This is a genomic window from Streptomyces sp. NPDC005374, from assembly GCF_042872225.1.
Lineage (GTDB): Bacteria > Actinomycetota > Actinomycetes > Streptomycetales > Streptomycetaceae > Streptomyces.
This window is the reverse complement of the sequence record NZ_JBIAKA010000012.1, coordinates 156811-178589: the sequence shown is the minus strand read 5'-3', so window position 1 is coordinate 178589 and position 21779 is coordinate 156811. Positions and strand designations below refer to the sequence as shown.

Here is a 21779-nt window from a genome sequence, read left to right as displayed (position 1 = left end):
GCAGGTCGCCGCACGGCCGCCTGGACATACGGCACCAGCCGCACCGTGGGCTGTTCGGCTCTGAGCCGGTTGATGAGCGGCGTCGCCACCGCGACCTCGATCGTGTTCTCGCCTCGCCGCAGTGCGGGGCCGAGATCGACGTCGCGTGTGACCGGCGGGGGCACGGCCGGGGTCCTCGTGGTGACGGTACGGCCGCACAGCGTCGGCGTCGGTGCCCTCGACGTGCGGGTTGCTGCCTGCCGGTCGCCGAACCGGCTCGGCCGCCCCAGAGCGACGATCAGCGTCTGCCCGGGCCGGTGCCTGCGCGTCGGTTGGCCCGGCGGAACCTACGAGGTGCCCCGCAGTTGACGTATCGTCCCGCCGAGCTTGTTCCGGGCCGTGTCCAGGTGTTCCGCCTCGGCGCTGACCACCCAGCGCGGGCCCACCAGGTAAGTGCCCCCGTAGACACTGGCCGCGTCGAGCCAGGCCTCCTTGAACTTCTCGGCGGGGAAGGTGGTGATGCGGTAGTCGGCCTGCTCCGAGTGGCACAGCCCTTCACGCAGTTCGTCCGCGTCGATGCGGATGTCGGCCTCGCAGCCTGCCAGACCGGCGATCACCTCGATTCTGGCCGGAGCCACGATGCCGGCGGCGGGCGCGGCCGAACTCTTGGACGCCCGGGCGCCTTTCGCGGTGTCGCTCTCGCCTCCACTGCACGCCGTCACCAGAGCGAGGCCGCCGACAAGGGCGGCCAGTAGTACCCCGGCGATCCGATGGTTGCGTCCTCGTCGCGGCACGAGCCTCTCCGTCTCCAGTCGGCGAACGACTACGCCATGAGGTACGGAAGATCGGATACGGCTGTTCAGCCGCCGGGAGCCTTGCGGGGACGCCCAAGGCTCCTTCACTCCATCGCGACCTGCTCGATGCCCGTCATCGGGCACCCGCCAGGAGGCCGTCGAACGAGTGATCGCTAGGGTCCGGGATCGAGCCCGCCACCGGTCCTGCGGCACCCACGAGAAGGAGCACGTGTGCCGTTCGTGACTTCCCAGTCAGGATCTTCTCAGCGGCACGGTCCTGGCAGCCGCCGATCCACTGAACATCCCGCATGACCACAGTGGCCAGGTTCTGCAGCTCCTGACGCTGCCGGCGAGCTCCGACGACCTGCGAGGAGTTGAGATCCCTCATCGCGGACCACGAGAGTGATGAGTGGCTTGCCGATGAGCGCTCACTCGGACGGCTCCGGCTCGCCCAGGGCTGACTCTTCGCGCCGGCGACTGCGCGCACGGATGGGCCGGGCGCCCGTCCGTCCGGCCCATCCGCACGTGCGGGGTCAGCCGCCGTTCAGTCGTGCGCGCAGCAACTTCTTGCCGATCTCGGCGCCCTTGCGGCTGTCCGCCTGGGCCTTGCGGAACAGGTCGGCGACTTCGGTGTCCTTGCCGCGTTCCGCGTCCTGGATGTAGCTCTCCAGCCGCAGCGCGTTGCTCAGGCACGCCTCCACGTACCAGACCAGGTTGTAGTCCTTGTCCGGCGTGCCGGTCGCGCCGCCGGTCTCCGTGCTGCTGGTCATTCCGGCCTCCTCCAGCGGTAGTCGTTCCGGAGCAGGACGAGTACCCGTCGTAGGCAGGTCAGTCCACACCGATCCCGGTTAATCCGGCTCGCGCACGTGTTGTCCGTGGACCACATGTCATATGTCATAGGAGGACACTGAGCTCGCCATCACAGGGCAGACGCGTCGCAGGGGGTCGACCGGTCCCCCGTTCCGGTCGCTCCCCCCGCGGTGCAACGAACTTACGTCGCCCGCAGGCACTTGTGAATCGTGGCGATGCCCGCTGCGCGGAGCACAGGACTCACCCGTGCACAGGTGCGTCCGGAAGGCCCGGATCGTCCCGGAGCAGGACGGGCTGTTCGAGGGCGCCGGTGGCCAGATGGGCCAGGACGACCTCGTAGAGGCCGCTGCCGGAGGCGACAAGTCGGCGTTCCAGGACGGGTTCGGCGCTGCGGACGTGGTCGCGTACGGTCTGCGCGTGGACGGCCAGCGTCCGCGCGGCCCGCTCCGCGTTGCCGCCGGCCGCGGTCCAGCTGCGCAGGGTGCGGCGCAGGTCGCGGGCGTCGTTGTCCAGGCGCCCCAGCAGCTCCCGCGCCCAGGTCCCGAGGGCCGGCCCGGCCAGCAGGTCGCCCAGCCGGGCGCGCATCCGCCGGGGACCCTCGTCTCCCTGTCCGTCCGCGAGGCTGACCTGGGTGCTCAGGGCCAGGTGGACGGTCGCACGGACGGTGAGATCGGTGAAGTCGGTGCGCAACAGGGACTCGACGCGGTCCATCCGTGCTCGCACGGTGTTGCGGCTGACGCCGAGGATCTTCGCGGCGCTCACCGCGGTGAACTCCAGGCCGAGGCGTGTGGTGACGAGCAGTTCGGCCCGGGTGTGGTGCGGCAGGGTGTCCAGTGGCCGCAGCAGCTCGGCGGTCCACTCACTCAGTGAGACGGGGTCCATCAGGCGCTCGGGACGGTTCCGTTCGGCGTAGACGGCCGCTCTGTCCGGCTGTACGCGCGCCACTGCGAGGGCGCTCACCGCCTGCCCGTAGGCGGTGGCGGTCCGGGCGAGGCTCTGGCGGGTGCTGCCGCCGAGCAGGGTGGCGGGGTTGCGGTCGACGAGCGCGCGCAGGCCCTCGCCCGCCGCGTCCACGGCGGTCACGATGATCACGTGTCCGTCCATGGCCGGGCACCGCACCACGTGTGCCTGGTCGCCGGTCACCCCGAGGCACTCCTCCACGAGCCGGTCGCGTTCCGAGGCGTCGCCTTCGAGGACGTAGACGCATGCCGTGTCCGTGTCGAGCAGACCGGGCCACAGTCCCGCGGCGACGCGGCGGGCCGAGACGGTGTCCTCCACCATGAGCAACTGGAGTATGGCCAGGCGCAGATCGGAGGTGGCCTGCCGCAGCCGCCGTACGGCCTCGGTCGTCTCCCGGGCGCACAGCAGGAGTTCGAGGACCTGGGCGGTGTGCGTGAGGATGTCGGAGGTGCGCCGGTCGAACGGGGCCGGGCGGGCCACCGCGAGCACTGCGGCCGCCGCCGGGTCCGAGTGCTCGACTCTGACCAGGCGCAGGTGGGCGTCCTCGTCCGCCGAGGCCGCGGCGGCGATGCGTCCGGCGAGGATGTCCGCGACCAGCCCCTCGTCCAGCGGTATGGGCGTTCCTGCGACGAGGGTTCCGGTGTCGTCCTGGAGCGAGGCCGTGCCGTCCAGCGTCCTTGCGAGCCAGGCGACGATCCGGCGGACATCACGCCCCGTGGGCCGCAGATGGTCGAGGAGCTCCTGTGCCCAGGCGGGGGTGCCGGCGTCCTCCGCGGTACCCCTGCCGAATCCGCCCTGCCGGCCTGCCACTTCGCCCTTCCCCTCGTGCCTGGCGTCCTTCCTGGCACACCTCTTGGGACGTTACCTCACATATGACCGACGGGCGTTCGACCGTTCGCTCCCCGGTGTGAAGGGGGCATGGGTGAAGGCGCCCGTCGAGCGGAAAGGGGTGTCGGACCCCGGACTGCGCCACCACCCCGGGCTGCGTCGCCGCCCCGCATCGCCGCCCTGCGTCGCCGCCCCGTGGCGACGGGCATAGGCTCGGCGGATGGCGAAGTACTTCGACGTGCACCCCGACAACCCGCAGCCCCGCACCATCTCCCAGGTCGCCGAGAGCGTCCGTTCGGGAGCGCTGATCGCGTATCCGACGGACTCCTGCTACGCGCTGGGATGCCGGCTGGGCAGCCGTGACGGCATCGACCGGATCCGGACCATCCGGCAGCTGGACGACCGGCACCACTTCACCCTGGTCTGCGAGGACTTCGCGCAGCTCGGCCAGTTCGTACGGGTCGACAAGGACGTGTTCCGCGCGATCAAGGCGTCGACGCCGGGCAGCTACACGTTCATCCTCCCGGCGACGAAGGAGGTGCCGCGCATGCTCCAGCACCCGAAGAAGAAGACGGTCGGCGTGCGTATCCCCGACCACGTCGTCACGCAGGCACTGCTCACCGAGCTCGGCGAGCCGCTGCTGTCGAGCACCCTGCTGCTGCCCGACGAGGAGGAACCGATGACCCAGGGCTGGGAGATCAAGGACCGCCTCGACCATGTGCTGGACGGAGTCGTCGACTCCGGGGACTGTGGTACCGAACCGACGACGGTGATCGATTTCTCGGGCGGCGAGGCGGAGATCGTGCGGCACGGGGCGGGCGACACCAGCCGGTTCGAGTAAAGCCGCCCTCAAGTGGGTGGGGGCTGCGACGGCCCCTTCGATGGTGCGTGCAAGCATGTGGCCGCTCCGGTTCCGCCGGGCCGGCGACCTGCTCGCCGTCGTATGCGCAGAGAGGCACGTCCATGACCTCCGTACAGGGAACCGCGGTCGACATCCTCACCGAGGACGGCACCGCCGACGCCTATCTCGTCCACCCCGTCGACGGGCAGCCCCGCCCGGCGGTCCTGCTCTACCAGGACGCGTTCGGACTGCGCCCCCATCTGAGGTCGATGGCCGACCGGCTCGCCGAGGCCGGTTACACGGTCCTCGTTCCCAACCTCTTCTACCGGCACGGTCGCGCGCCGGTCTTCGAGCTGCCCGAGTTCATCGACCCGGCCGCGCGGCCGGAGATATTCGAGAAGATCGTTCCTGTCATGCAGTCGCTGACGCCCGAACTCGCGATGCGGGACGCCGACGCGTATCTGCGCTGGCTGGCGGCCCGCCCGGAGGTCGCCGACGGCCCGGTCGCCCTCACGGGCTACTGCATGGGCGCCCGGCTGGCTCTGCGCACCGCCGGCGCATACCCCGACCGGGTGGCCGCGGCGGCCGGTTTCCACGGCGGCGGCCTGGCGACCGACGCACCGGACAGCCCGCACCTGGCGGCCGAGCACATCACCGCCGAGGTGTACTTCGGTCACGCCGACGAGGACGCCTCGATGCCTCCCGAGCAGATGGAACGTCTCGACGCCGCGTTGACCGCGGCCGGGGTCCGCCACACGTGCGAGGTGTACTCCGGCGCCCGCCACGGTTACACCCAGGCCGACACCTCCGCGTACGACGCCGAGGCTGCCGAGCGGCACTGGGCGGCGCTGCTCGACCTGCTCAAGCGCACGTTCTAGGACGGCCGCCGTATGCCCGGACGGGACGTGAACTCCGTTCGATGCCCGGCCCGGAAGCCTGGTGGGACGCCGACGGGCGGGTGTTCATCCCGTGGAGGGGCCGGCCCCGGCCGGGCCTGAGCGATCTGCACGGCGACAGCGGGCCGTCACTTTGTGTTAGCATCTGATATTTGCGCGCTCATTGGCGTCGTACATTCCTGCCGGGCCTTCCTCGGTACGTCCCCCACGCGGAAGGCCCTTCATGGACCACCCCGATCCCGTCCAGTCGGCGACCGCCGCTCAGGCAGTACCGTCGGCCGGTTCCTTCGCCGACCTGGAGCTGCCGGTCGAGGTGCTGCGGACCCTCACCGCACTCGGCGTGCACGAGCCATTCCCGATCCAGGCGGCCACGCTGCCCGACGCCCTCGCGGGACGCGACGTCCTGGGGCGCGGGCGCACCGGGTCGGGCAAGACGCTCGCCTTCGGTCTGCCGCTGCTCACGCGGACGGCGGGGCAGCGCGCGGAAGCCAAGCAGCCCCTCGCCCTGGTCCTGGTGCCCACACGGGAACTGGCCCAACAGGTCACCGAGGCCCTCGTGCCGTACGCCGAGGCACTGCGGCTGCGGATGGCCACGGTGGTCGGCGGCATGTCGATCGGGCGGCAGATCGCCGCGCTGCGCGAAGGGGCCGAGGTCGTCGTCGCCACCCCCGGCCGGCTGCACGACCTCGTCGAACGCAAGGCCTGCCGTCTGGGCCGGGTGCGGATCACGGTCCTCGACGAGGCCGACCAGATGTGCGACATGGGCTTCCTGCCGCAGGTCACCGAGGTTCTCGACCAGGTACGTCCCGACGGTCAGCGGATGCTGTTCTCGGCCACCCTGGACCGCGACGTCGACCACCTCGTCTCCCAGTACCTCCACGACCCCGTCGTCCACTCGGTGGACCCGTCCGCGAGCGCGGTCACGACGATGGACCACCATGTCCTGGTCGTCCACGGCCCCGACCGGTACGCCGTCACCACGGAGATCGCCGCCCGCGACGGCCGCGTCCTGCTGTTCCTGGACACCAAGCACTCCGTCGACCAGCTCACCCGGCATCTGCGGGCCAGCGGGGTGCACGCCGCGGCGCTGCACAGCGGCAAGTCCCAGCCGCAACGCACCCGCACCCTCGCGCAGTTCAAGGACGGCCAGATCACCGTCCTGGTGGCGACCAACGTCGCGGCGCGTGGCCTGCACATCGACGACCTCGATCTCGTCGTCAACGTCGACCCGCCGACCGACGCCAAGGACTATCTGCACCGCGCGGGCCGCACCGCCCGGGCGGGTGAGTCCGGAAGGGTCGTCACCCTGGTCCTGTCGGGCCAACGCCGCGAGACGAGCCTGCTGATGGCCGAGGCCGGCGTCGAGCCGACCGTCACGAAGGTGCGCTCGGGCGAGGCGGAGCTGAGCCGGATCACCGGCGCCAAGGCCCCCTCCGGCAGGCCGCTCGACAGTGGGCCCGCCGCATCCCGGCCCAAGAACACCAACGCCCCCTTCCGGGGCCTTGGCACCAGCAAGGACGCGTCCGGCGGCACCGGGGGCAAGTCCCGCAAGGCCGGCGAGGCGCGCAAGCTCGCCGAGGCCCGCAAGGCGGCCCGGACGCGTCGCGGCGGCTGAGAGCGGCTGCCCGCCGACGGAGGGACCTCTCCGCGGCTCATGGCGGCTGCCCCGGCGGTTTCCGTCGCGGCCCGGTCCGGGACCGGGTATGTGCAGTGCCGGGCGAGAGGTCGGCGTCGCGCGAAAGCGGAGACGCGAAAGCGGAGATCCGTCCCACCGGAGAACACGAACTAGTGGGCGAGCAGCGGGTGTTCGGACATAGGTTGAGCCATGACTGACCGACGCCCCGGCTGAAGGACGGACTCGCCTCATGACCGACCCCGTGACGACGCCCGGACCAGCGGAGCAGCCGAAGATCGACACCTCGGTGCCGCACTCCGCCCGGATCTGGAACTACTGGCTCGGCGGCAAGGACAACTACCCCGTCGACGAGGCAGCAGGCGACGCCTACACCGCCGTGTTCCCCGGCATCGTCACGATCGCCCGCGGCAGCCGCGCCTTCCTGCGCCGCACCATCACGTACCTGGTGTCCGAGGCGGGCGTCCGGCAGTTCCTGGACGTCGGCACCGGGCTCCCGACAGCGCAGAACACCCACGAGGTCGCGCAGCGGATCGCCCCCGAGGCCCGGATCGTCTACGTGGACAACGACCCGATGGTCCTGTCCCACGCGCGCGCCCTGCTCTACTCCACCCGCGAGGGCGCGACCTCCTACATCGACGCCGACGTGACGGACCCGGACCGCATCCTCGCGGCCGCCGCGCAGACCCTGGACTTCGGGCGCCCCGTCGCCCTCGTCCTCAGCAACATCCTGGGCCATGTCGCCGACCATGATCAGGCCCGCTCCATCGTCACCCGGCTGATGAGCGCCCTGCCGTCGGGCAGTCACCTCTGCGTCAACGACGGATCGCTCGGTATCGACCCTGTCTTCGAGCAGGCCCAGGACGCCTACAACAAGAGCGGCGCCGTCCCGTACATCCTGCGTACGGTCGAGGAGATCACCGGTTTCTTCGACGGCCTGGAACTCGTCGCCCCCGGCGTCGTCCCGGTCACACACTGGCGCCCGGAGCCCGGCTCACCCGCCCCGGACGCCGTCGCCGAGCACGGCGGCCTCGCCCGGAAGCCGTGACGGCCAGCCACGTCGAACACGTCCGACCGACCCCACGAGACCCGGCGAGCAGTCATTGAGCAAAGCCCGCGCAGCGGAGCTGACTTGACCGTGAGTGGGACCGACCCGCTCCACGCACGACCCGGTCTCCGTCTCACCCCTCCCGCCGCGCCGCCCCCAACACCAGTCTCCGGATGTCGGCCAGGTCGGCCTCGAACTCGGCGGTGAGGTCGACGGGAAGGTCCAGCCACGGCCCGAGCCTGCTGTGACCGGGCAGTTCACTGTCCTGGAGCTGACCGCGGCGGCTGCGCGGATCGAGGTCGCCCGGGGCGAAACGTCCCGATGCCTCGGAGGTGGCGAAGCCGATGACGAAGGTGCTGATGAGGCGCTCCAGGCGGGGTACTTCCGGTTCCGGGACCCCGGCCTCGATCAGGGCCAGGTAGATGATGTCCACCGCGCGCACGGCGTCCGGTGTGACGGCGGGGCGGGAGAACAGCAGCTGCGCCGCCCAGGGGTGACGTTGGGTCACCTGTCGGCAGGTGCGCGCGAGCGCGTTCAACCGCTCGTCCCAGGTCTGCTCCTGCTCCGTGTCCGACGGCAGCAGCGCAGACAGCAGGCGACCGACCATGCCGTCGAGCAGGGCCGCCTTGTCTCTGACGTGCCGGTACAGCGCCATCGGCGTGACCCCGACGCGGTCGGCCAGGGCGCGCATCGACACCGCCTCCAGGCCGCGCTCGTCGGCGATGGCCAATGCCGCGTCCAGGATCTCTTCCCGCCTGCCACTCATGGATCTACAGTGTAGACGTATACATCGTAGACATGAGGGGGAAGGATGCTCGTCGCGAACGGGTTGGTGAAGACCTACGGCCGCCATCGCGCACTCGACGGCTTCGACCTGACGGTCCAGCCAGGTGAGATCGTGGGCCTGATCGGTCACAACGGGGCCGGAAAGACGACGTTCGTGGAGATCGTCACCGGACTGGTGCGGCCCGACGCGGGCCGGATCAGCATCGGGGCGTACGACGCGCTGCGTTCCGGACGGGCCGCGCGGCGGCTCGTCGGAGTGGCTCCGCAGGAGCCGGCCCTGTACGGCAGCGTCTCGGTGCGGGAGAACCTGCGGCTGCTCGCCGGGCTGGCGGGACTGCGCGGGCGGCACAGGGACGCCGGAATCACACAGGTCCTGGAGGAACTCCAGCTGTCCGACCTCGCGGACCGGCCCGTGGGCGTCCTGTCTGGCGGGCAGCGCCGCCGGGTACAGGCGGCCACCGCGATGGTCGGCTCGCCACCGCTGCTGTTGCTGGACGAGCCGACCGCCGGGGCCGATCCGGAGACCCGCTCCGCACTGCTGGCCGCCGTCAGGTCCCGTGCCGAGGCAGGTGCCGCCGTCCTTTACACGACGCACTACCTGCCCGAACTCGTAGACCTGGACGCCACGTTGGCACTCGCCCGGGGCGGCCGAGTCATCGCGCGCGGCACCCAGGAGGAACTCACGCGCCATCTGCCCGGCGAGCTCAGGGTCTCCTTCACCGACCCGGCAGAACCCGAACTGCGGCTTCCGACGACGGACCCCGGCGGCGACCTGGCGGCCCTGCTCGCCTCCGGTCGCACCCCCGCCTCCGTCGACGTACACCGCGCGGGACTGGACGACCTGTACCGCTCCCTGGAACACGCGGCGACCGAGAGGACGGAGGCCCGCGATGCCGCCGCGTGAGTCCGCCACCCGCCTGGCCGTCCTCATACGCCACAACGCGCTGCTGATGCTGCGCGAACCCGGGCCGCTGCTGAGCCGGATGATCCTGCCGCTCGTCTTCATGACCCTGCTGCGCCCGCTCTACCTGTCCGCGCAGGGTCGGACGGCCGGTACCGAACAGGCGGTCGTCGCAACGCTGGTCACCTTCTCGCTGCTTGCTCTCAGCATCTCCGGCAACGCGATCCTGACCGAACGGCTCGGCCGCACCTGGGACCGGCTGCGCGGCACGACGCTGCATCCGGCCGAACTGCTCCTCGGCAAGGCCGTCCCCGTCCTCACCGCACTGCTCGCCCAGCAAATCCTGCTCGTCGGCTTCGGAGTGGGCGTGTTCGGGCTGCGCGTTCCGCATCCCTTCCTGCTCCTGGGCGTCCTGCTGAGCTGGAGCTGCACCCTGCTCGGCCTCGGGGCGCTGCTCGGCGTGCTGGTACGCAGCGTGGGCGAGCTCTCGGCCGCCTACGACATCGGCGGCATGCTCCTCAGCAGCGTCGGCGGCGCGTTCGTGCCGCTCGGCGTCCTGCCGGGCTGGGTCGCGGACGTGGCCCCCGTGTCCCCCGGCTACTGGGCCGCGCACGGGCTGCGTGCCGCTCTCGCGGGCGATGTCCGCTCGACTGCGGCGGCCTGCGGCACACTGCTGGGCGTGGCCGTGGTCTGCGCGACCCTGGCCGCGGTCCGCCTTCAGGGCAGCGGCGGGCGGGTGATGGCGCTCTAGGGGGTCTCCACGCCGGTCGGTGACGTGGATTCCGCGCCGCGGCGATGAGTTCCACGCCTCCGCGGGGTCCCCCTCACATACGACTCCCGCAGAACGGATGTGATGACCGTGCCCGACAGCTCCGCCTACGCCAAGGTCAACGGCCTGGAGATGTACTACGAGATCCACGGCTCGGACCACGAGGAGCACCGTCCGCTGGTGCTGCTGCACGGTGGCGGGCTCACCGTGGATCTGGCCTTCGCCGCCGTGCTGCCCACCCTGGCCGCCGACAGGCGTGTCGTGGCTCCCGAACTCCAGGGGCACGGCCACACCGCCGACACCGACCGCGAGCCGACGGTGCCGGTGCTGGCGGATGACGTGGTGGCGCTGCTCGACGAACTCGGCATCCAGCAGGCCGACTTCCTCGGGTACAGCCTGGGCGGGCTGATCGCTCTGGAGATCGCGGTCAGGCACCCGGAACGCGTCGGCCGGATCGCGCTCGCCGCCGCCATGTACACCCAGGACGGTGTCCACGACGACGTACGCGTCCCGGACTACAGCTCCCCCAGGCTGCCCAGCCGGGCGGACTTCCAGGCGATGGCCGACGCCTACGCGGCCACCGCACCGCATCCGGAACACTTCCAGGACTTCCTCGCCAAGGTCTCCGCGACGGCACACGCCCCGCTGCCCTGGACCGCCGACGACCTGCGCGGGCTGCGGGCTCCGACGCTGCTGCTCGTCGGCGACCGCGACTTCGTGCGCGTGGAGCACGCTGCGGAGATGCAACGCCTCATTCCCGAGGCCCAGTTGGCCGTCCTGCCGGCCACCACGCACATGGCCCTCATGCGGCGGACGTCCCTGGTGCTGCCGCTGCTCGGCGAGTTCTTCGCGTGACGCGGCGGCACCACGCGGGTGATCCGGGCCGGCCCGGGCCGGGAGAGGGCTCAGTCCAGCCCGCCGTTGCTCTTGAGCAGTTGGCCGTTGACCCACTGCCCTTCTCGTGAGCACAGGAAGTCCACGAGGTGGGCGGTGTCCTGCGGGGTGCCGAGGCGACCCAGTGGAGTGGCGTCCAGGCATTGCGCTCGGGTCGTGTCGGACATCCAACCGGTGTCGACGGGGCCGGGGTTGACGGCGTTGGCGGTCACGCCGAGGTGGGCGAGTTCGTGTGCGGCGGCCAGGGTGACGCGGTCCATGGCGCCCTTGCTCGCCCCGTAGGGCAGGTTGCCCACGGTGTGATCGCTGGTGAGGCCGATGATCCGGCCGGTGCCCCGTTCCGCGGTGAAGCGGCGGCCGAACTCGCGGATCAGCAGCCAGGTCGCGCGCGTGTTGACGGCGAAGTGCCGGTCGAAGCTCTCGACGGTGGTGTCGAGCAGACCGGAGTCGACGGACTCGCAGTGGCTCATCACGAGCGCGGTGACGGGACCGAGCCGCCGCTCCGCCTCGTCGAAGACCCGGGCCGGAGCGGCGGGATCGGCGAGGTCCGCCTCGATCGCGACAGAGGCGGCTCCTTGCTCGGACAGGAGGCCGGTGATCGCCTCGGTCGCGCCGGCTTCGGCGCCCCAGGCCATGCGGGCGTCGTACGGGTTCCAGTAGGTGAAGGCGATGTCCCACCCCGAGGTCGCGAGCCGCTGCGCGATGCCGGCCCCGATGCCGACAGTGCGGCCCACGCCGGTGATCAGCGCGAGCGGGCGGTCGTCGGGCGTGGCGGAGTGTTCGGTACGTGTCGTCACGGGCGGCGATCGTTCACGAACGACGACGGACGGACAACCGCTTTTTCTCGCTCCGGTCCCGTTGGACGCCGCCTCCAGATTGTTGAAAATTTATCTACTCTCCCACACCCACGAGACCCTGGAGGCCGCTTGGCCGAAACTCGCCCCCTTCTGACTAAAGTTCAACCACGCCGCTGACCAGTTCGGCGTTTACCCGCGGTAATGGCTTGATTTACCGGATCCTCAGCCGTAACTCTTCCTCCACAAGCAGCCAAAGCTCTGGGGGGAGTTGGCTTATGGAAGGCACAGTCGACGGGTTCCGCTACGGAGCGGTGACCCCGGTCGCCGCCTATGTGATGGCGTGTTTAGGAGGGGCTCTGGGGCTGCGCTGCATCGTGCGCACCCTGCCGGGCAACCAGTCATGGAAGGGGGGCTGGCTGGCGCTCGGCGCGGCCTCGATCGGCTGCGGCATCTGGACGATGCACTTCATCGCGATGATCGGTTTCCAGGTCGTGCAGACCCGGATCCGTTACGACGCCGGGCTCACGGTGCTCAGTCTCGCCGTGGCGATCGTCGTCGTAGGCATCGGTGTGTTCATTGTCGGCTATCGCGGCGCCAGCACCCTGAACCTGTCCTTCGCGGGCGTGATCACCGGAGTCGGCGTGGCGGCCATGCACTACCTGGGCATGGCCGCACTGCATCTCGACGGGACGATCCACTACGACCCCGTGATCGTCGCTCTCTCGGTGGTGATCGCGATCGTCGCGGCGACCGCGGCCCTGTGGGCTGCCGTCACGATCCGGGGTTTCCTCACCAGCCTCGGGGCGAGCCTCGTCATGGGTGTCGCCGTCTCCGGTATGCATTACACGGGAATGGCCGCGGTCAGCGTCCATGTGCACGGCAGGACCGGCGGAACATGGGCGGGCGACTCACCCTCCTCTCTGCTGCTGCCGATGCTCGTGGGACCGGTGATCTTCCTCGTACTGGCCGGGGTGGTCGTGATGTTCGACCCCATGCTGGTCCTCGGCGACGGGGACTGGAACCGCCAGGCCGTCCCGGCCGCGCGCACCGCGCCACGGTCCGAGTCGCTCTTCGAGAACCTCGGCAACCAGGAGAACGGGGCAGTCGGCTCCCCCACCCCGCAGGATCCGTACTGGGCGGCACCGCGCAGCCCACAGAGGTGAGACACGGCCCCGGAGCGCCACGGATCAGGTGATTTCCGGGAGGGGCGATGCCGTACGGCACTCCCCCTTCCCGGCCTGTTCCAGACCGTTGTTACGGTGCACCGGTGTCTGACTCCTCACGCGATACCGCCGAAGGCGCCGGCTGGGGCTCCGCCCGACTCGGCGAGTACAAGCGGCTGATGCCGCCCAAGGTCGAGAAGATCTCGTGGCTGAACCCGAAGACGCTGTGGGCCGCCCGCAACGGTGTGGTGGCCTCCTGGTTCGGGGACCCCACGGGCCGTACCCGAAGCCGCTGGGTGGCCCAGCGCGCGGCGGCCGGCGCACCCGCCGACAAGGTGATCCGGCGCGAGGACCCGGAGCGGTTCTCGTTCATGGTCATCGGTGACACGGGTGAGGGCGACGACCCTCAATACGCGGTGGTGCCCGGCTTTCTGAGGATCAGTCAGGACACCCGGTTCGCCGTCGTCGCCAGTGACGTGATCTACCCGGTGGGCAGCGCGGACGACTACGGCACGAAGTTCTACCGGCCGTACCAGGACTACCCCGCGCCGATCTACGCGATACCCGGCAACCACGACTGGTACGAGGATCTCGGCGCGTTCATGCGCGTCTTCTGCGACGACGCCCCGCCCCTCGCAGCCGAGCCCGCCCCACGCCCCCTCACCCGCGCCTGGCTGCGCTCCCTGCTGTGGCACCGGCCGCGCGCCGACGACGGCCAACCCCTGGACAGCGTCCGCGAGTTGCGTGCGGACCCGGCCCAACAGGCCGTCCAACCCGGCCCGTACTGGGCCATGGACACGGGCCCGTTGCGCATCATCGGCATAGACACCGGACTTCTCGGAACCATCGACGCCGAACAGGGCGCCTGGCTGCGCGAGGTCTCCAAGGGCCCCCGCCCGAAGATCCTCGTCACGGGTTCACCCCTGTACGTGGACGGCGAACACCACCCGTGCCCCATCGAGGGCGGCGGCACCGTCGACGACATCGTGCGCGATGCGGAGCACCACTTCGTCGCGGCGATAGGCGGCGACATCCACAACTACCAGCGCTACCCGGTCGAGGTGGACGGCCGGACCATCCAGTACGTCGTCTCGGGCGGCGGCGGAGCGTTCATGCACGCGACGCACACCATCCCGCAGGTCTCGATCGCGAACGTCACCGAGAAGGACTTCCGCTGCTATCCGCTGCGCGGCGACTCGCTGGCCTTCTACAGCAGGCTCTACGGCCGCAGGCTGCGTCTGCGCCACTTCTTCACCCTCACCGAGGCCGAGGCCACCGCGGTGATCGCCGAGCGGCTCGGCATCCCGCCGACCCGGCTCCCGGGCGAGGCGGCGCGCGTGACGTTCCGCACCCGGCTGGTGGCCAGTCTCCTGGGCGCCGGCGGCCGCCCCGACCGCACCTCGCGGTTCCGGCTCCCGGTACGCAAGATCTACACGCAGCTGTTCTCGCCCAGTTCGGCGACCTACAGTCCGCCCTTCTTCAAGTGCTTCCTCCGCCTGGACGTGACCCCGGAGGCGGTGCGTCTGCGCTGTTTCGCGGCCACCGGCAACCTCGCCCAGGAGCTGGACCCGCCGGTCGAGGACGAGGTGACCATTCAGCTGGCCTGACGCGGAGCCCGACAGCCCCGCGGATCGGGAACATCACCTGTGGCGGTCGGGTTGGCACCGTCGTACTACTTGATGCATCAAGCACCCACGGAGGAACCCGTGCCGTCGACCCCACGTCCCTTGCGCAAGCTGGGCTTCCTGACCATCGGCCTGTTCGACGAGACGGATCCGCGGCGCGGCCACGAGTCCACCCTGGAGATCATCGAGCTGGGCGAGCGGCTCGGCTTCGACAGCGCGTGGCTGCGCCACCGCCACCTCCAGTACGGCATCTCGTCCCCCGTCGCCGTGATGGCGGCCGCCTCGCAGCGCACCAGCCGGATCGAGCTCGGCACCGCGGTCATCCCGCTCGGCTGGGAGAACCCACTGCGGCTGGCCGAGGATCTCGCCACCGTGGACATCCTGTCCGGCGGCCGGGTGAACCCGGGCGTGAGCGTGGGCCCGCCGATGCACTTCGACGAGGTCAAGGAAGCGCTGTACCCGGACACGGCCGACGCCGAGGACTTCTCCTACGAGCGGGTACGGCGGCTGCTGGACCTCGTGCGTGGCAAGCCGGCCAGTGACTTCAGCGGAGTGCAGGGGTTCGAGGTGTTCTCGGACCGAGTGCAGCCGCACTCCCCCGGCCTCGGCCGACGTCTCTGGTACGGCGGCGGCAGCCTGGGCTCGGCGCGCTGGGCCGGTGAGCACGGCATGAACTTCCTGACCAGCAGCGTCGTCAAGGCGGAGGCCGCTGAGGGTCCGTACGACTTCGCGGACATCCAGTTCTCGCACATCCGCGCCTTCCGCGCCGCCCACCCGGACGGCGAGGACGCCCGGGTGTCCCAGGGTCTCGTCGTCATCCCCACCGACTCGGCCTCGCCGCAGCAGCGCGCGAAGTACGAGGCGTACGCGGCGAAGCGCACCCCTCGTACCGCGTCACCGCAGGGTCCGGCGCGGCTGATGTTCGCGCCGGACATCGTCGGCACCTCCGCTGAGATCGCCGAACAGCTGCGCGCGCACGCCGCGTTCCGCGAAATGGACGAGGTCGCGTTCGCGCTGCCGTTCTCCTTCGACCACGAGGACTATGTGCAGATCCTCACCGACATCGCGACGAAGCTCGGGCCGGCGCTGGGCTGGAAGCCCGCCGCGTAGGCGCTCGGGCGGGCCGGTCCGGACCTGGGACACCGGTCAGCCGGTGCGGGGGCAATCCGTGCCGTTCTGCCGGGTCACCAGCGCCCCACCTCGGTCCCCGTGACCGGCTCCGACGGCTTGCCGTCCGTCCCCACCGGGACATCCCCCGCGAGCATCACCCGGTGCATGGTGCGGGGGAAACCGAGATGTGCGTTGTCGCTGGGGGCCAGATGAATCGTGGCCCGGTTGTCCCAGAAGGCCACACTGCCCGGCTCCCAGCGGAAACGCACTGTGTACTCGGGCCGTACCGCCTGTTCGAGGAGCATGTCGAGAATCGCCCGGCTCTCGGCACGGGAGAGGCCGGCGATCTGCTCGACGTAGTAGCCGTTGACGTAGAGGATCCGCTCCCCCGTCTCGGGATGGACGCGCACCAGCGGGTGCAGTGAGGCGACCTGGTGGTCCAGGAGGTGCCGGACATAGGAGTCGTCGCCCGGCCGGGGCTGGTAGCCGACACCGAGCCGGTGCTCCGCGCGCAGACCGTCGGTGAACTCCCGCACCGGGCCTGAGAGTCCGGCGTAGGCGGCCGCGAGGTTGGACCAGGTGGTGTCGCCGCCGTACGGCGGGACGGACTCGGCGCGCAGGATGGTCGCGGCGGGCGGGTCGATGCGGGCGCCGTGGTCGCAGTGCCAGCCGCGCAGCAGGGTGTGCCGTCGGCGTTGCAGCCACTCCTCGTGCTCCATGCCGAACTTCCCGCCCAGTTCCAGGCGGTCGGCGGTGGTCTCGATCTCCGGGAAGTCCGCGGGTGAGGCACCGCCCCGCTTGCGCAGCACGACCGGCTCACCGAACCTGCGGGCGAAGGCCACGTGTCCGGTGTGGTCGAGCTTCTGCCCGCGGAAGAAGACCACCTTCCAGCGCAGCACCGCGGCCCGGATCGCGGCGACGACCGGATCGTCGAGGTCGCCGGCCAGGTCGACGCCGGTGATCTCCGCACCGATGTGCCCCGCGACCGGGTTCACCTCGATGCCCGCGTCGCGCTCCGCCGTGCCCTTGTCCGACTCCATGCATGCTCCGTCGATCGCCGCGTCCGTACCTGTCCGAGCGTGACCTGTCCCCGCAGGTCCCGTCACCCAAGCTTCACTGCCCATCGTGACCGCTTCCTCAACTCCACGAAACCGGTGCGTCTGCCTGCCGACCGACTTCCGGTTGGTCACCGCTCGCTCCATCCGTGAGGCTGGGGGGACGACACAGTCAAGGGAAGGTCCGGCAGTGATCAGCATCCCGACGCACACGCTCAACGACGGTACGCACATTCCCGCCCTCGGTCTGGGCACCTGGCCGATGGACGACGCGGAGGCGGAACGGGCGGTCGGCACCGCCCTGGAGAGCGGTTACCGGCTCCTCGACACGGCGACGAACTACCGGAACGAGACCGGCGTCGGACGTGGCGTGGCCGGCGGCGGCGTCCCTCGCGAGGAGATCGTCGTGACGACGAAGCTCCCCGGCCGCCATCACGGCTACGAGGAGACCCTGGCCTCGTTCGAGGAGTCCCGCGCCCGCCTGGGACTGGAGTACGTGGACCTGTTCCTGATCCACTGGCCGCTCCCCCGCGTCGACAAGTACGTCGACTCGTGGAAGGCCATGATCAAGCTGCGCGAGGACGGACTCGTGCGGTCGATCGGCGTCTCCAACTTCGCGGCCGCGCACATCGAGCGGCTGGAGAAGGAGACCGGGGTCCTGCCGTCGGTCAACCAGATCGAGCTGCATCCCTTCTTCCCGCAGGACGAGCTGCGCGCCCTCCACGCCGAGAAGGGCATCGTCACCGAGAGCTGGAGCCCGCTGGGCCGGGGCTCGGACCTCCCGGACGACCCGGCCGTGGCCACCGTCGCCGCGGCCCACGGTGTCACCCCCGGCCAGGCGATCCTGCGCTGGCACATCCAGCTCGGTGCCCTGCCCATCCCGAAGTCCGGCGACCGGGACCGGCAGCGCGCGAACCTCGACGTCTTCGGCTTCGAGCTGAGCGAGGCCGAGGTGGCGGCGATCGGCGATCGTGCGCGCCGGCGCCTGGGCGGGGACCCGGAGGTGCACGAGGAGTTCTGATCCCGGGCCCGGACGACATGGGCGTCCGGGCCCGGGTGATCCACCGAATCCGGCCCCAACTGCCCTTCCGTGCCTCTATGTTCACTGCGACGTTCACTGCGACATGTCGTCGCTCACGCACTAGAGCCAGGAGGCCTTCCGTATGCGCATCGCGCTCAGAACCGCCGTGTCCGGCGCGGTCGTCGCCGCCACCGTTCTCGCCGGCGGCACCGCCCGGGCGACCCCGCCCGGCCCCGGAGTCGTCGGCACACTGATCGCCCAGAAGACCGTGGGCGACACCGACTACGTTCTCAGGGAGATCACCGTTCCGCCGGGGCAGGCAACCGGCTGGCACTACCACGACGGCCCCGTCTACGGGTACGTCAAGCAGGGCACGCTCAGCCACTACCACGCCGACTGCGCCGTCGACGGCGTCTATCCGCAGGGCACGGTCGTGCGGGAGCCGGGCGGCCCGAGCGACATCCACCTCGGCCGCAACGAAGGGAACACCCCGCTGATCCTTGAGGTGCTGTACGTCCTGCCGCACGGCTCGCCTTACTCGGAGGACGTGCCGAACCCCGGCTGCTCCTTCCAGTAACCAGTAACCAGTGACCGCGGGGATCAGAACTCCGGCGGTTCCAGGGACTGTTCGGCCCAGATCGTCTTGCCGCTGCCGGTCTGCCGGCTCCCCCAGCGCTGGGTGAGCTGGGCGACCAGCAGCAGCCCGCGGCCGCCCTCGTCGAACGCGTGGGCGCGCCGCAGGTGGGGTGAGGTGGAACTGCCGTCGGACACCTCGCAGATGAGGGTGCGGTCGCGGATCAGCCGTAGCTGGATGGGGGGTTCGCCGTACCGGATGGCGTTGGTGACGAGTTCGCTGACGACGAGTTCGGTGACGAAGGAGGCCTCCTGAAGTCCCCAGGCGGCCAGTTGCTCGTTGGCGGCCTGCCGGGTGGCGGCGACGTGCGCGGGGTCGGGCTCGACGTCCCAGGTGGCGACCCGGTCCGCGCCGAGGGCTCGGGTGCGGGCCAGCAGCAGGGCCACGTCGTCGCCGGGCTCCTCGGGGAGTACGGCCTTCAGGATCGTGTCGCACAGTTCGTCGAGGGTGTCGGTCCTCGCGGTGAGCGCACGGCACAGTTCGTCGGTGGCGTGATCGATGTCGCGGTCCCGGTCCTCGATGAGACCGTCGGTGTACAGCGCGACGACGGCGCCCTCGGGCAGTTCGATCTCCGTGGCCTCGAAGGGCAGCCCGCCGACACCGAGCGGGGGCCCCGCGCTCAGGGGGACGAGGCGTGTGGTGCCGTCGGGCAGGACGACGGCGGGCGGCGGATGGCCGGCGGCGGCCGCGGTGAGGCGGCGCGAGACCGGGTCGTAGACGGCGTAGAGGCAGGTGGCGCCGAGCTCGGCGACCTCGCCCCCCTCGTCGGGGCGATCGTCGGAGGCGAGGTGGGTGACCAGGTCGTCGAGGTGGGTGAGGAGCTCGTCGGGCGGCAGGTCGACGTCGGCGAGGGTGCGCACGGCCGTGCACAGGCGGCCCATGGTCGCCGAGGACGGGATGCCGTGGCCCACGACGTCGCCGACCACGAGGGCGACGCGGCTGCCGGAGAGCGGGATGACGTCGAACCAGTCGCCGCCGATGCCGGCCAGCGAGCCGCAGGGCAGGTAGCGGTGGGCGACCTCGACCGCGGCCTGTCCGGGCAGGCCGCGCGGCAGGAGGCTGTTCTGCAGGGCCAGGGCGGTGCTGCGCTCCCGGGCGAAGCGGCGGGCGTTGTCGATGCAGACGGCGGCGCGGCTGGCGAGTTCCTCGCCGACGGCGGCGTCGTCGGAGCCGTAGTCGTCGGGATGGGCGATGCGGACGGCGACCACGACGCCCAGGGTGGTGCCGCGGGCCTTGAGCGGCACCGCGAGCATGGAGTGGACGCCCTTGCGGTAGGAGCGGCCTGCGGGTGCGCGGGCGTTGCGTTCGGCGACCCAGCGCATGAAGTCGGGCTCGCCGGCCTGGCTGATGGCCGCCCGGCCCTGTCGCAGTGCCCGCGCGGGCGGGGAGAAGCCGGGGTAGACATCCGTTTCGCCCAGGTGGACGGCGGCTTCCGGAGTGCCTTCGAAGGCGGAGCCGTGGGCGACGCGGCGCAGGACGATGTCGCCTTCCAGCACGGTCGGCGGTTCGTCCGCTCCGAGGACCCATTCCAGGAGGTCGACGCTGGCGAAGTCGGCGTACCGCGGTACGAGGAGTTCGATGAGTTCCTCGGCGGTGCGCACCACGTCCAGGGTGGAGCCGATGCTGGCTGCGGCCTCGTTCAGCAGGGCCAGTCGCTGCCGGGCCCAGTGCTGCTCGCTGCTGTCGAATCCGGCGAGGGCGACCCCGGTCAGCTCCCCGGTGTCGTCGCGCACGGGCCACATGTCGAAGCTCCAAGCATGCTCCCTGTTGCTGGAGGGGGCGCCCGTGAAGCTCTCGTAGCGGACCGGCATGCCCGTCTCGGCCACCTGGCGCAGATGGGCCAGGAAGCCCCGGCTGTGCTCGGCGTCCTCGACGGTGTCCGGGAAGTAGCGGCCGAGCAGTGCGTCCTCCGGCACCCCCATGACCCGGCAGGCCGCGTCGTTGAGGCGCAGATAGTGCTGGCGGGGGTCGAAGACCGACATGGACATGGATGCCTGCTGGAAGGCCCGCCCGGCCAGCGTCGGCTCATCGGGACCGGGCGGCCGACCGGTGATCACATACCCGGCCGGTGTGCCGTCGCCGCTCAGGACGGGGCACGCCTCGACGGCGAGCGTGAGCGGGGAACCGTCGCTGCGCCGCAGTACGACGGTGCCCTTCAGCGCCGCCACGGCCGGGCCCGGCGGGTCCTCGGCGAGCAGCGCCCGTGCCGCCCGCCCCACGACCTCCTCGGCCGTGCGTCCCGTCAGCCGCCGGGCACCCTCGCTCCACCCCGTCACAATGCCTGCGGCATCGGTGACCGCCGTAGCGGAGACGTGCTCCATATAATCCAGGATGGTCCCTTTGTCAGACCGCATCAACCGAAACGGGGCAACTGGGCCCCGCCCGTCACTTCCGGTGTGCGCGCAGGGCCTCGAGAGCGCGGTCGGCGTGCGTGTTCATGCGCAGTTCGCTGCGGACGACGTCCAGCACCGTACGGTCCTCGGCGATGACGAAGGTGGCACGCTTGGTGGGTGCCAGGGAGAAGCCGCGCTTGACGCCGAACAGCTCGCGTACGGCGCCGTCGGCGTCGGACAGCAGGGGCATGCCGAGGGTGTGGCGGCCGGCGAACTCCTGCTGGCGCTCGACGGTGTCGCCGCTGATACCCACGGGCTGCGCGCCGACGGCGGCGAACTCGGCGGCGAGGTCGCGGAAGTGGCAGGCCTCCGCGGTGCAGCCGGCGCTCAGGGCGGCGGGGTAGAAGAAGAGCACGACCGGGCCGTCGGCGAGCAGTTCGGAGAGCCGGCGGCGGGTGCCGGTCTCGTCCGGGAGCTCGAAGTCCTCGATGGTGTCGCCGGTCTCTATCGCCTTGCTCATGCCTGGCCCTCCGTGTTCTTCGCGATACCGCGTGCCCACAGCACGAGCGGCAGTTGCAGCGGCAGCCGTCCGATCGCCGCCGCCTTCTGAGGTGCGGGACGGTGGCGCCAGTCGACGGCCATCTTGACGTTGGCGGGGAAGACCCCGACGAAGAAGGCGGCCGTGGCCAGGGCGGCCGTCCGTCGGGTCCGCGGCAGCGCCAGACCGCCGGCGAGGGCGAGCTCCACGGCGCCGCTGGCATACGTCCAGGTCCGGGGCCTGCCCGGCAGGGCCTGGGGGATGGTCGCGTCGAAGGAACGCGGCGACGCGAAGTGGGCGACGCCCACGGTGGCCAACAGGCCGGCGAGCAGCAGGGGTGAACGTGGGGACCGTGGCACGGTTT

Annotated in this window: 21 protein-coding genes; 12 read left to right on the top strand and 9 right to left on the bottom strand. The window is 70.9% G+C overall.

What is annotated here, in order from left to right; genetic code table 11:
* Positions 1-326: 326 nt before the first annotated feature.
* The 3 genes from ACFYRX_RS29570 to ACFYRX_RS29560 form a co-directional block, all read right to left on the bottom strand.
* Positions 327-773 (bottom strand): hypothetical protein, encoded by a 447-nt coding sequence (locus tag ACFYRX_RS29570; protein WP_389105971.1) that lies wholly within the window; start codon positions 771-773, stop codon positions 327-329.
* 533 nt (positions 774-1306) lie between these two features.
* Positions 1307-1543, bottom strand: coding sequence for a hypothetical protein (locus tag ACFYRX_RS29565; RefSeq protein ID WP_389105969.1), 237 nt, complete (start codon positions 1541-1543; stop codon positions 1307-1309).
* 280 nt (positions 1544-1823) lie between these two features.
* The gene (locus ACFYRX_RS29560) at positions 1824-3353 is read right to left on the bottom strand and encodes a helix-turn-helix domain-containing protein (protein WP_389105966.1); all 1530 of its coding nucleotides are present in this window, start codon (positions 3351-3353) and stop codon (positions 1824-1826) included.
* Between the two features lie 238 nt (positions 3354-3591).
* Between ACFYRX_RS29560 and ACFYRX_RS29555 the strand changes: the two genes are divergently transcribed.
* From ACFYRX_RS29555 to ACFYRX_RS29540, 4 genes are all read left to right on the top strand, one after another.
* Positions 3592-4212 carry an L-threonylcarbamoyladenylate synthase gene (locus tag ACFYRX_RS29555; protein WP_389105964.1) on the top strand — a complete coding sequence of 207 codons (621 nt, stop codon included), beginning with the start codon at positions 3592-3594 and terminating at the stop codon, positions 4210-4212.
* A gap of 122 nt (positions 4213-4334) precedes the next feature.
* Entirely contained in the window at positions 4335-5090 is a 756-nt protein-coding gene (locus tag ACFYRX_RS29550; protein ID WP_389105962.1) for a dienelactone hydrolase family protein, read from the top strand.
* 241 nt (positions 5091-5331) lie between these two features.
* On the top strand, positions 5332-6723 hold the full coding sequence (locus ACFYRX_RS29545) for a DEAD/DEAH box helicase (protein WP_389105960.1): 1392 nt from the start codon (positions 5332-5334) through the stop codon (positions 6721-6723).
* Between the two features lie 250 nt (positions 6724-6973).
* Entirely contained in the window at positions 6974-7789 is an 816-nt protein-coding gene (locus ACFYRX_RS29540; RefSeq protein ID WP_389105957.1) for an SAM-dependent methyltransferase, read from the top strand.
* A gap of 133 nt (positions 7790-7922) precedes the next feature.
* Here the strand turns inward: ACFYRX_RS29540 and ACFYRX_RS29535 are convergent, their stop codons facing one another.
* Positions 7923-8555 (bottom strand): TetR/AcrR family transcriptional regulator, encoded by a 633-nt coding sequence (locus ACFYRX_RS29535; RefSeq protein WP_389105955.1) that lies wholly within the window; start codon positions 8553-8555, stop codon positions 7923-7925.
* A 45-nt stretch (positions 8556-8600) separates the two neighbouring features.
* On the opposite strand from ACFYRX_RS29535, the gene ACFYRX_RS29530 reads away from it, so the two are divergent.
* From ACFYRX_RS29530 to ACFYRX_RS29520, 3 genes are all read left to right on the top strand, one after another.
* Entirely contained in the window at positions 8601-9479 is an 879-nt protein-coding gene (locus ACFYRX_RS29530) for an ABC transporter ATP-binding protein (protein WP_389105952.1), read from the top strand.
* Positions 9466-10227 carry an ABC transporter permease gene (locus ACFYRX_RS29525; protein WP_389105949.1) on the top strand — a complete coding sequence of 254 codons (762 nt, stop codon included), beginning with the start codon at positions 9466-9468 and terminating at the stop codon, positions 10225-10227. The genes ACFYRX_RS29530 and ACFYRX_RS29525 overlap by 14 nt, the downstream gene beginning before the upstream one ends.
* A 102-nt stretch (positions 10228-10329) precedes the next feature.
* A complete protein-coding gene (locus tag ACFYRX_RS29520; protein ID WP_389105947.1) occupies positions 10330-11100 on the top strand; it encodes an alpha/beta fold hydrolase in 771 nt (256 codons plus the stop codon).
* Between the two features lie 50 nt (positions 11101-11150).
* Here ACFYRX_RS29520 and ACFYRX_RS29515 read toward each other — a convergent pair whose 3' ends face one another.
* A complete protein-coding gene (locus tag ACFYRX_RS29515; RefSeq protein WP_389105944.1) occupies positions 11151-11936 on the bottom strand; it encodes an SDR family oxidoreductase in 786 nt (261 codons plus the stop codon).
* 275 nt (positions 11937-12211) lie between these two features.
* On the opposite strand from ACFYRX_RS29515, the gene ACFYRX_RS29510 reads away from it, so the two are divergent.
* From ACFYRX_RS29510 to ACFYRX_RS29500, 3 genes are all read left to right on the top strand, one after another.
* A complete protein-coding gene (locus ACFYRX_RS29510) occupies positions 12212-13099 on the top strand; it encodes an MHYT domain-containing protein (protein WP_389105941.1) in 888 nt (295 codons plus the stop codon).
* A gap of 104 nt (positions 13100-13203) precedes the next feature.
* Positions 13204-14706: a metallophosphoesterase family protein gene (locus ACFYRX_RS29505; protein ID WP_389105938.1), complete on the top strand. Its 1503-nt coding sequence runs from the start codon at positions 13204-13206 to the stop codon at positions 14704-14706.
* A 99-nt stretch (positions 14707-14805) separates the two neighbouring features.
* Complete coding sequence (locus ACFYRX_RS29500) at positions 14806-15834, top strand: LLM class flavin-dependent oxidoreductase (RefSeq protein ID WP_389105936.1); 1029 nt, start codon at positions 14806-14808, stop codon at positions 15832-15834.
* Positions 15835-15908: 74 nt separating this feature from the next.
* On the opposite strand, the gene ACFYRX_RS29495 is transcribed toward ACFYRX_RS29500, so the two are convergent.
* Positions 15909-16874, bottom strand: a complete 966-nt coding sequence (locus tag ACFYRX_RS29495; RefSeq protein WP_389105934.1) for a TauD/TfdA dioxygenase family protein — start codon at positions 16872-16874, stop codon at positions 15909-15911.
* Positions 16875-17079: 205 nt separating this feature from the next.
* On the opposite strand from ACFYRX_RS29495, the gene ACFYRX_RS29490 reads away from it, so the two are divergent.
* Positions 17080-17910: an aldo/keto reductase gene (locus tag ACFYRX_RS29490; protein ID WP_389105932.1), complete on the top strand. Its 831-nt coding sequence runs from the start codon at positions 17080-17082 to the stop codon at positions 17908-17910.
* A gap of 142 nt (positions 17911-18052) precedes the next feature.
* Positions 18053-18487 carry a cupin domain-containing protein gene (locus tag ACFYRX_RS29485; RefSeq protein ID WP_389105930.1) on the top strand — a complete coding sequence of 145 codons (435 nt, stop codon included), beginning with the start codon at positions 18053-18055 and terminating at the stop codon, positions 18485-18487.
* Between the two features lie 23 nt (positions 18488-18510).
* Here the strand turns inward: ACFYRX_RS29485 and ACFYRX_RS29480 are convergent, their stop codons facing one another.
* From ACFYRX_RS29480 to ACFYRX_RS29470, 3 genes are all read right to left on the bottom strand, one after another.
* Complete coding sequence (locus tag ACFYRX_RS29480) at positions 18511-20865, bottom strand: SpoIIE family protein phosphatase (protein WP_389105927.1); 2355 nt, start codon at positions 20863-20865, stop codon at positions 18511-18513.
* Positions 20866-20929: 64 nt separating this feature from the next.
* Entirely contained in the window at positions 20930-21397 is a 468-nt protein-coding gene (locus tag ACFYRX_RS29475; protein WP_389105924.1) for a peroxiredoxin, read from the bottom strand.
* Entirely contained in the window at positions 21394-21774 is a 381-nt protein-coding gene (locus ACFYRX_RS29470) for a MauE/DoxX family redox-associated membrane protein (RefSeq protein ID WP_389105921.1), read from the bottom strand. Before ACFYRX_RS29470 ends, ACFYRX_RS29475 begins: the two co-directional genes overlap by 4 nt.
* Positions 21775-21779 lie beyond the last annotated feature (5 nt).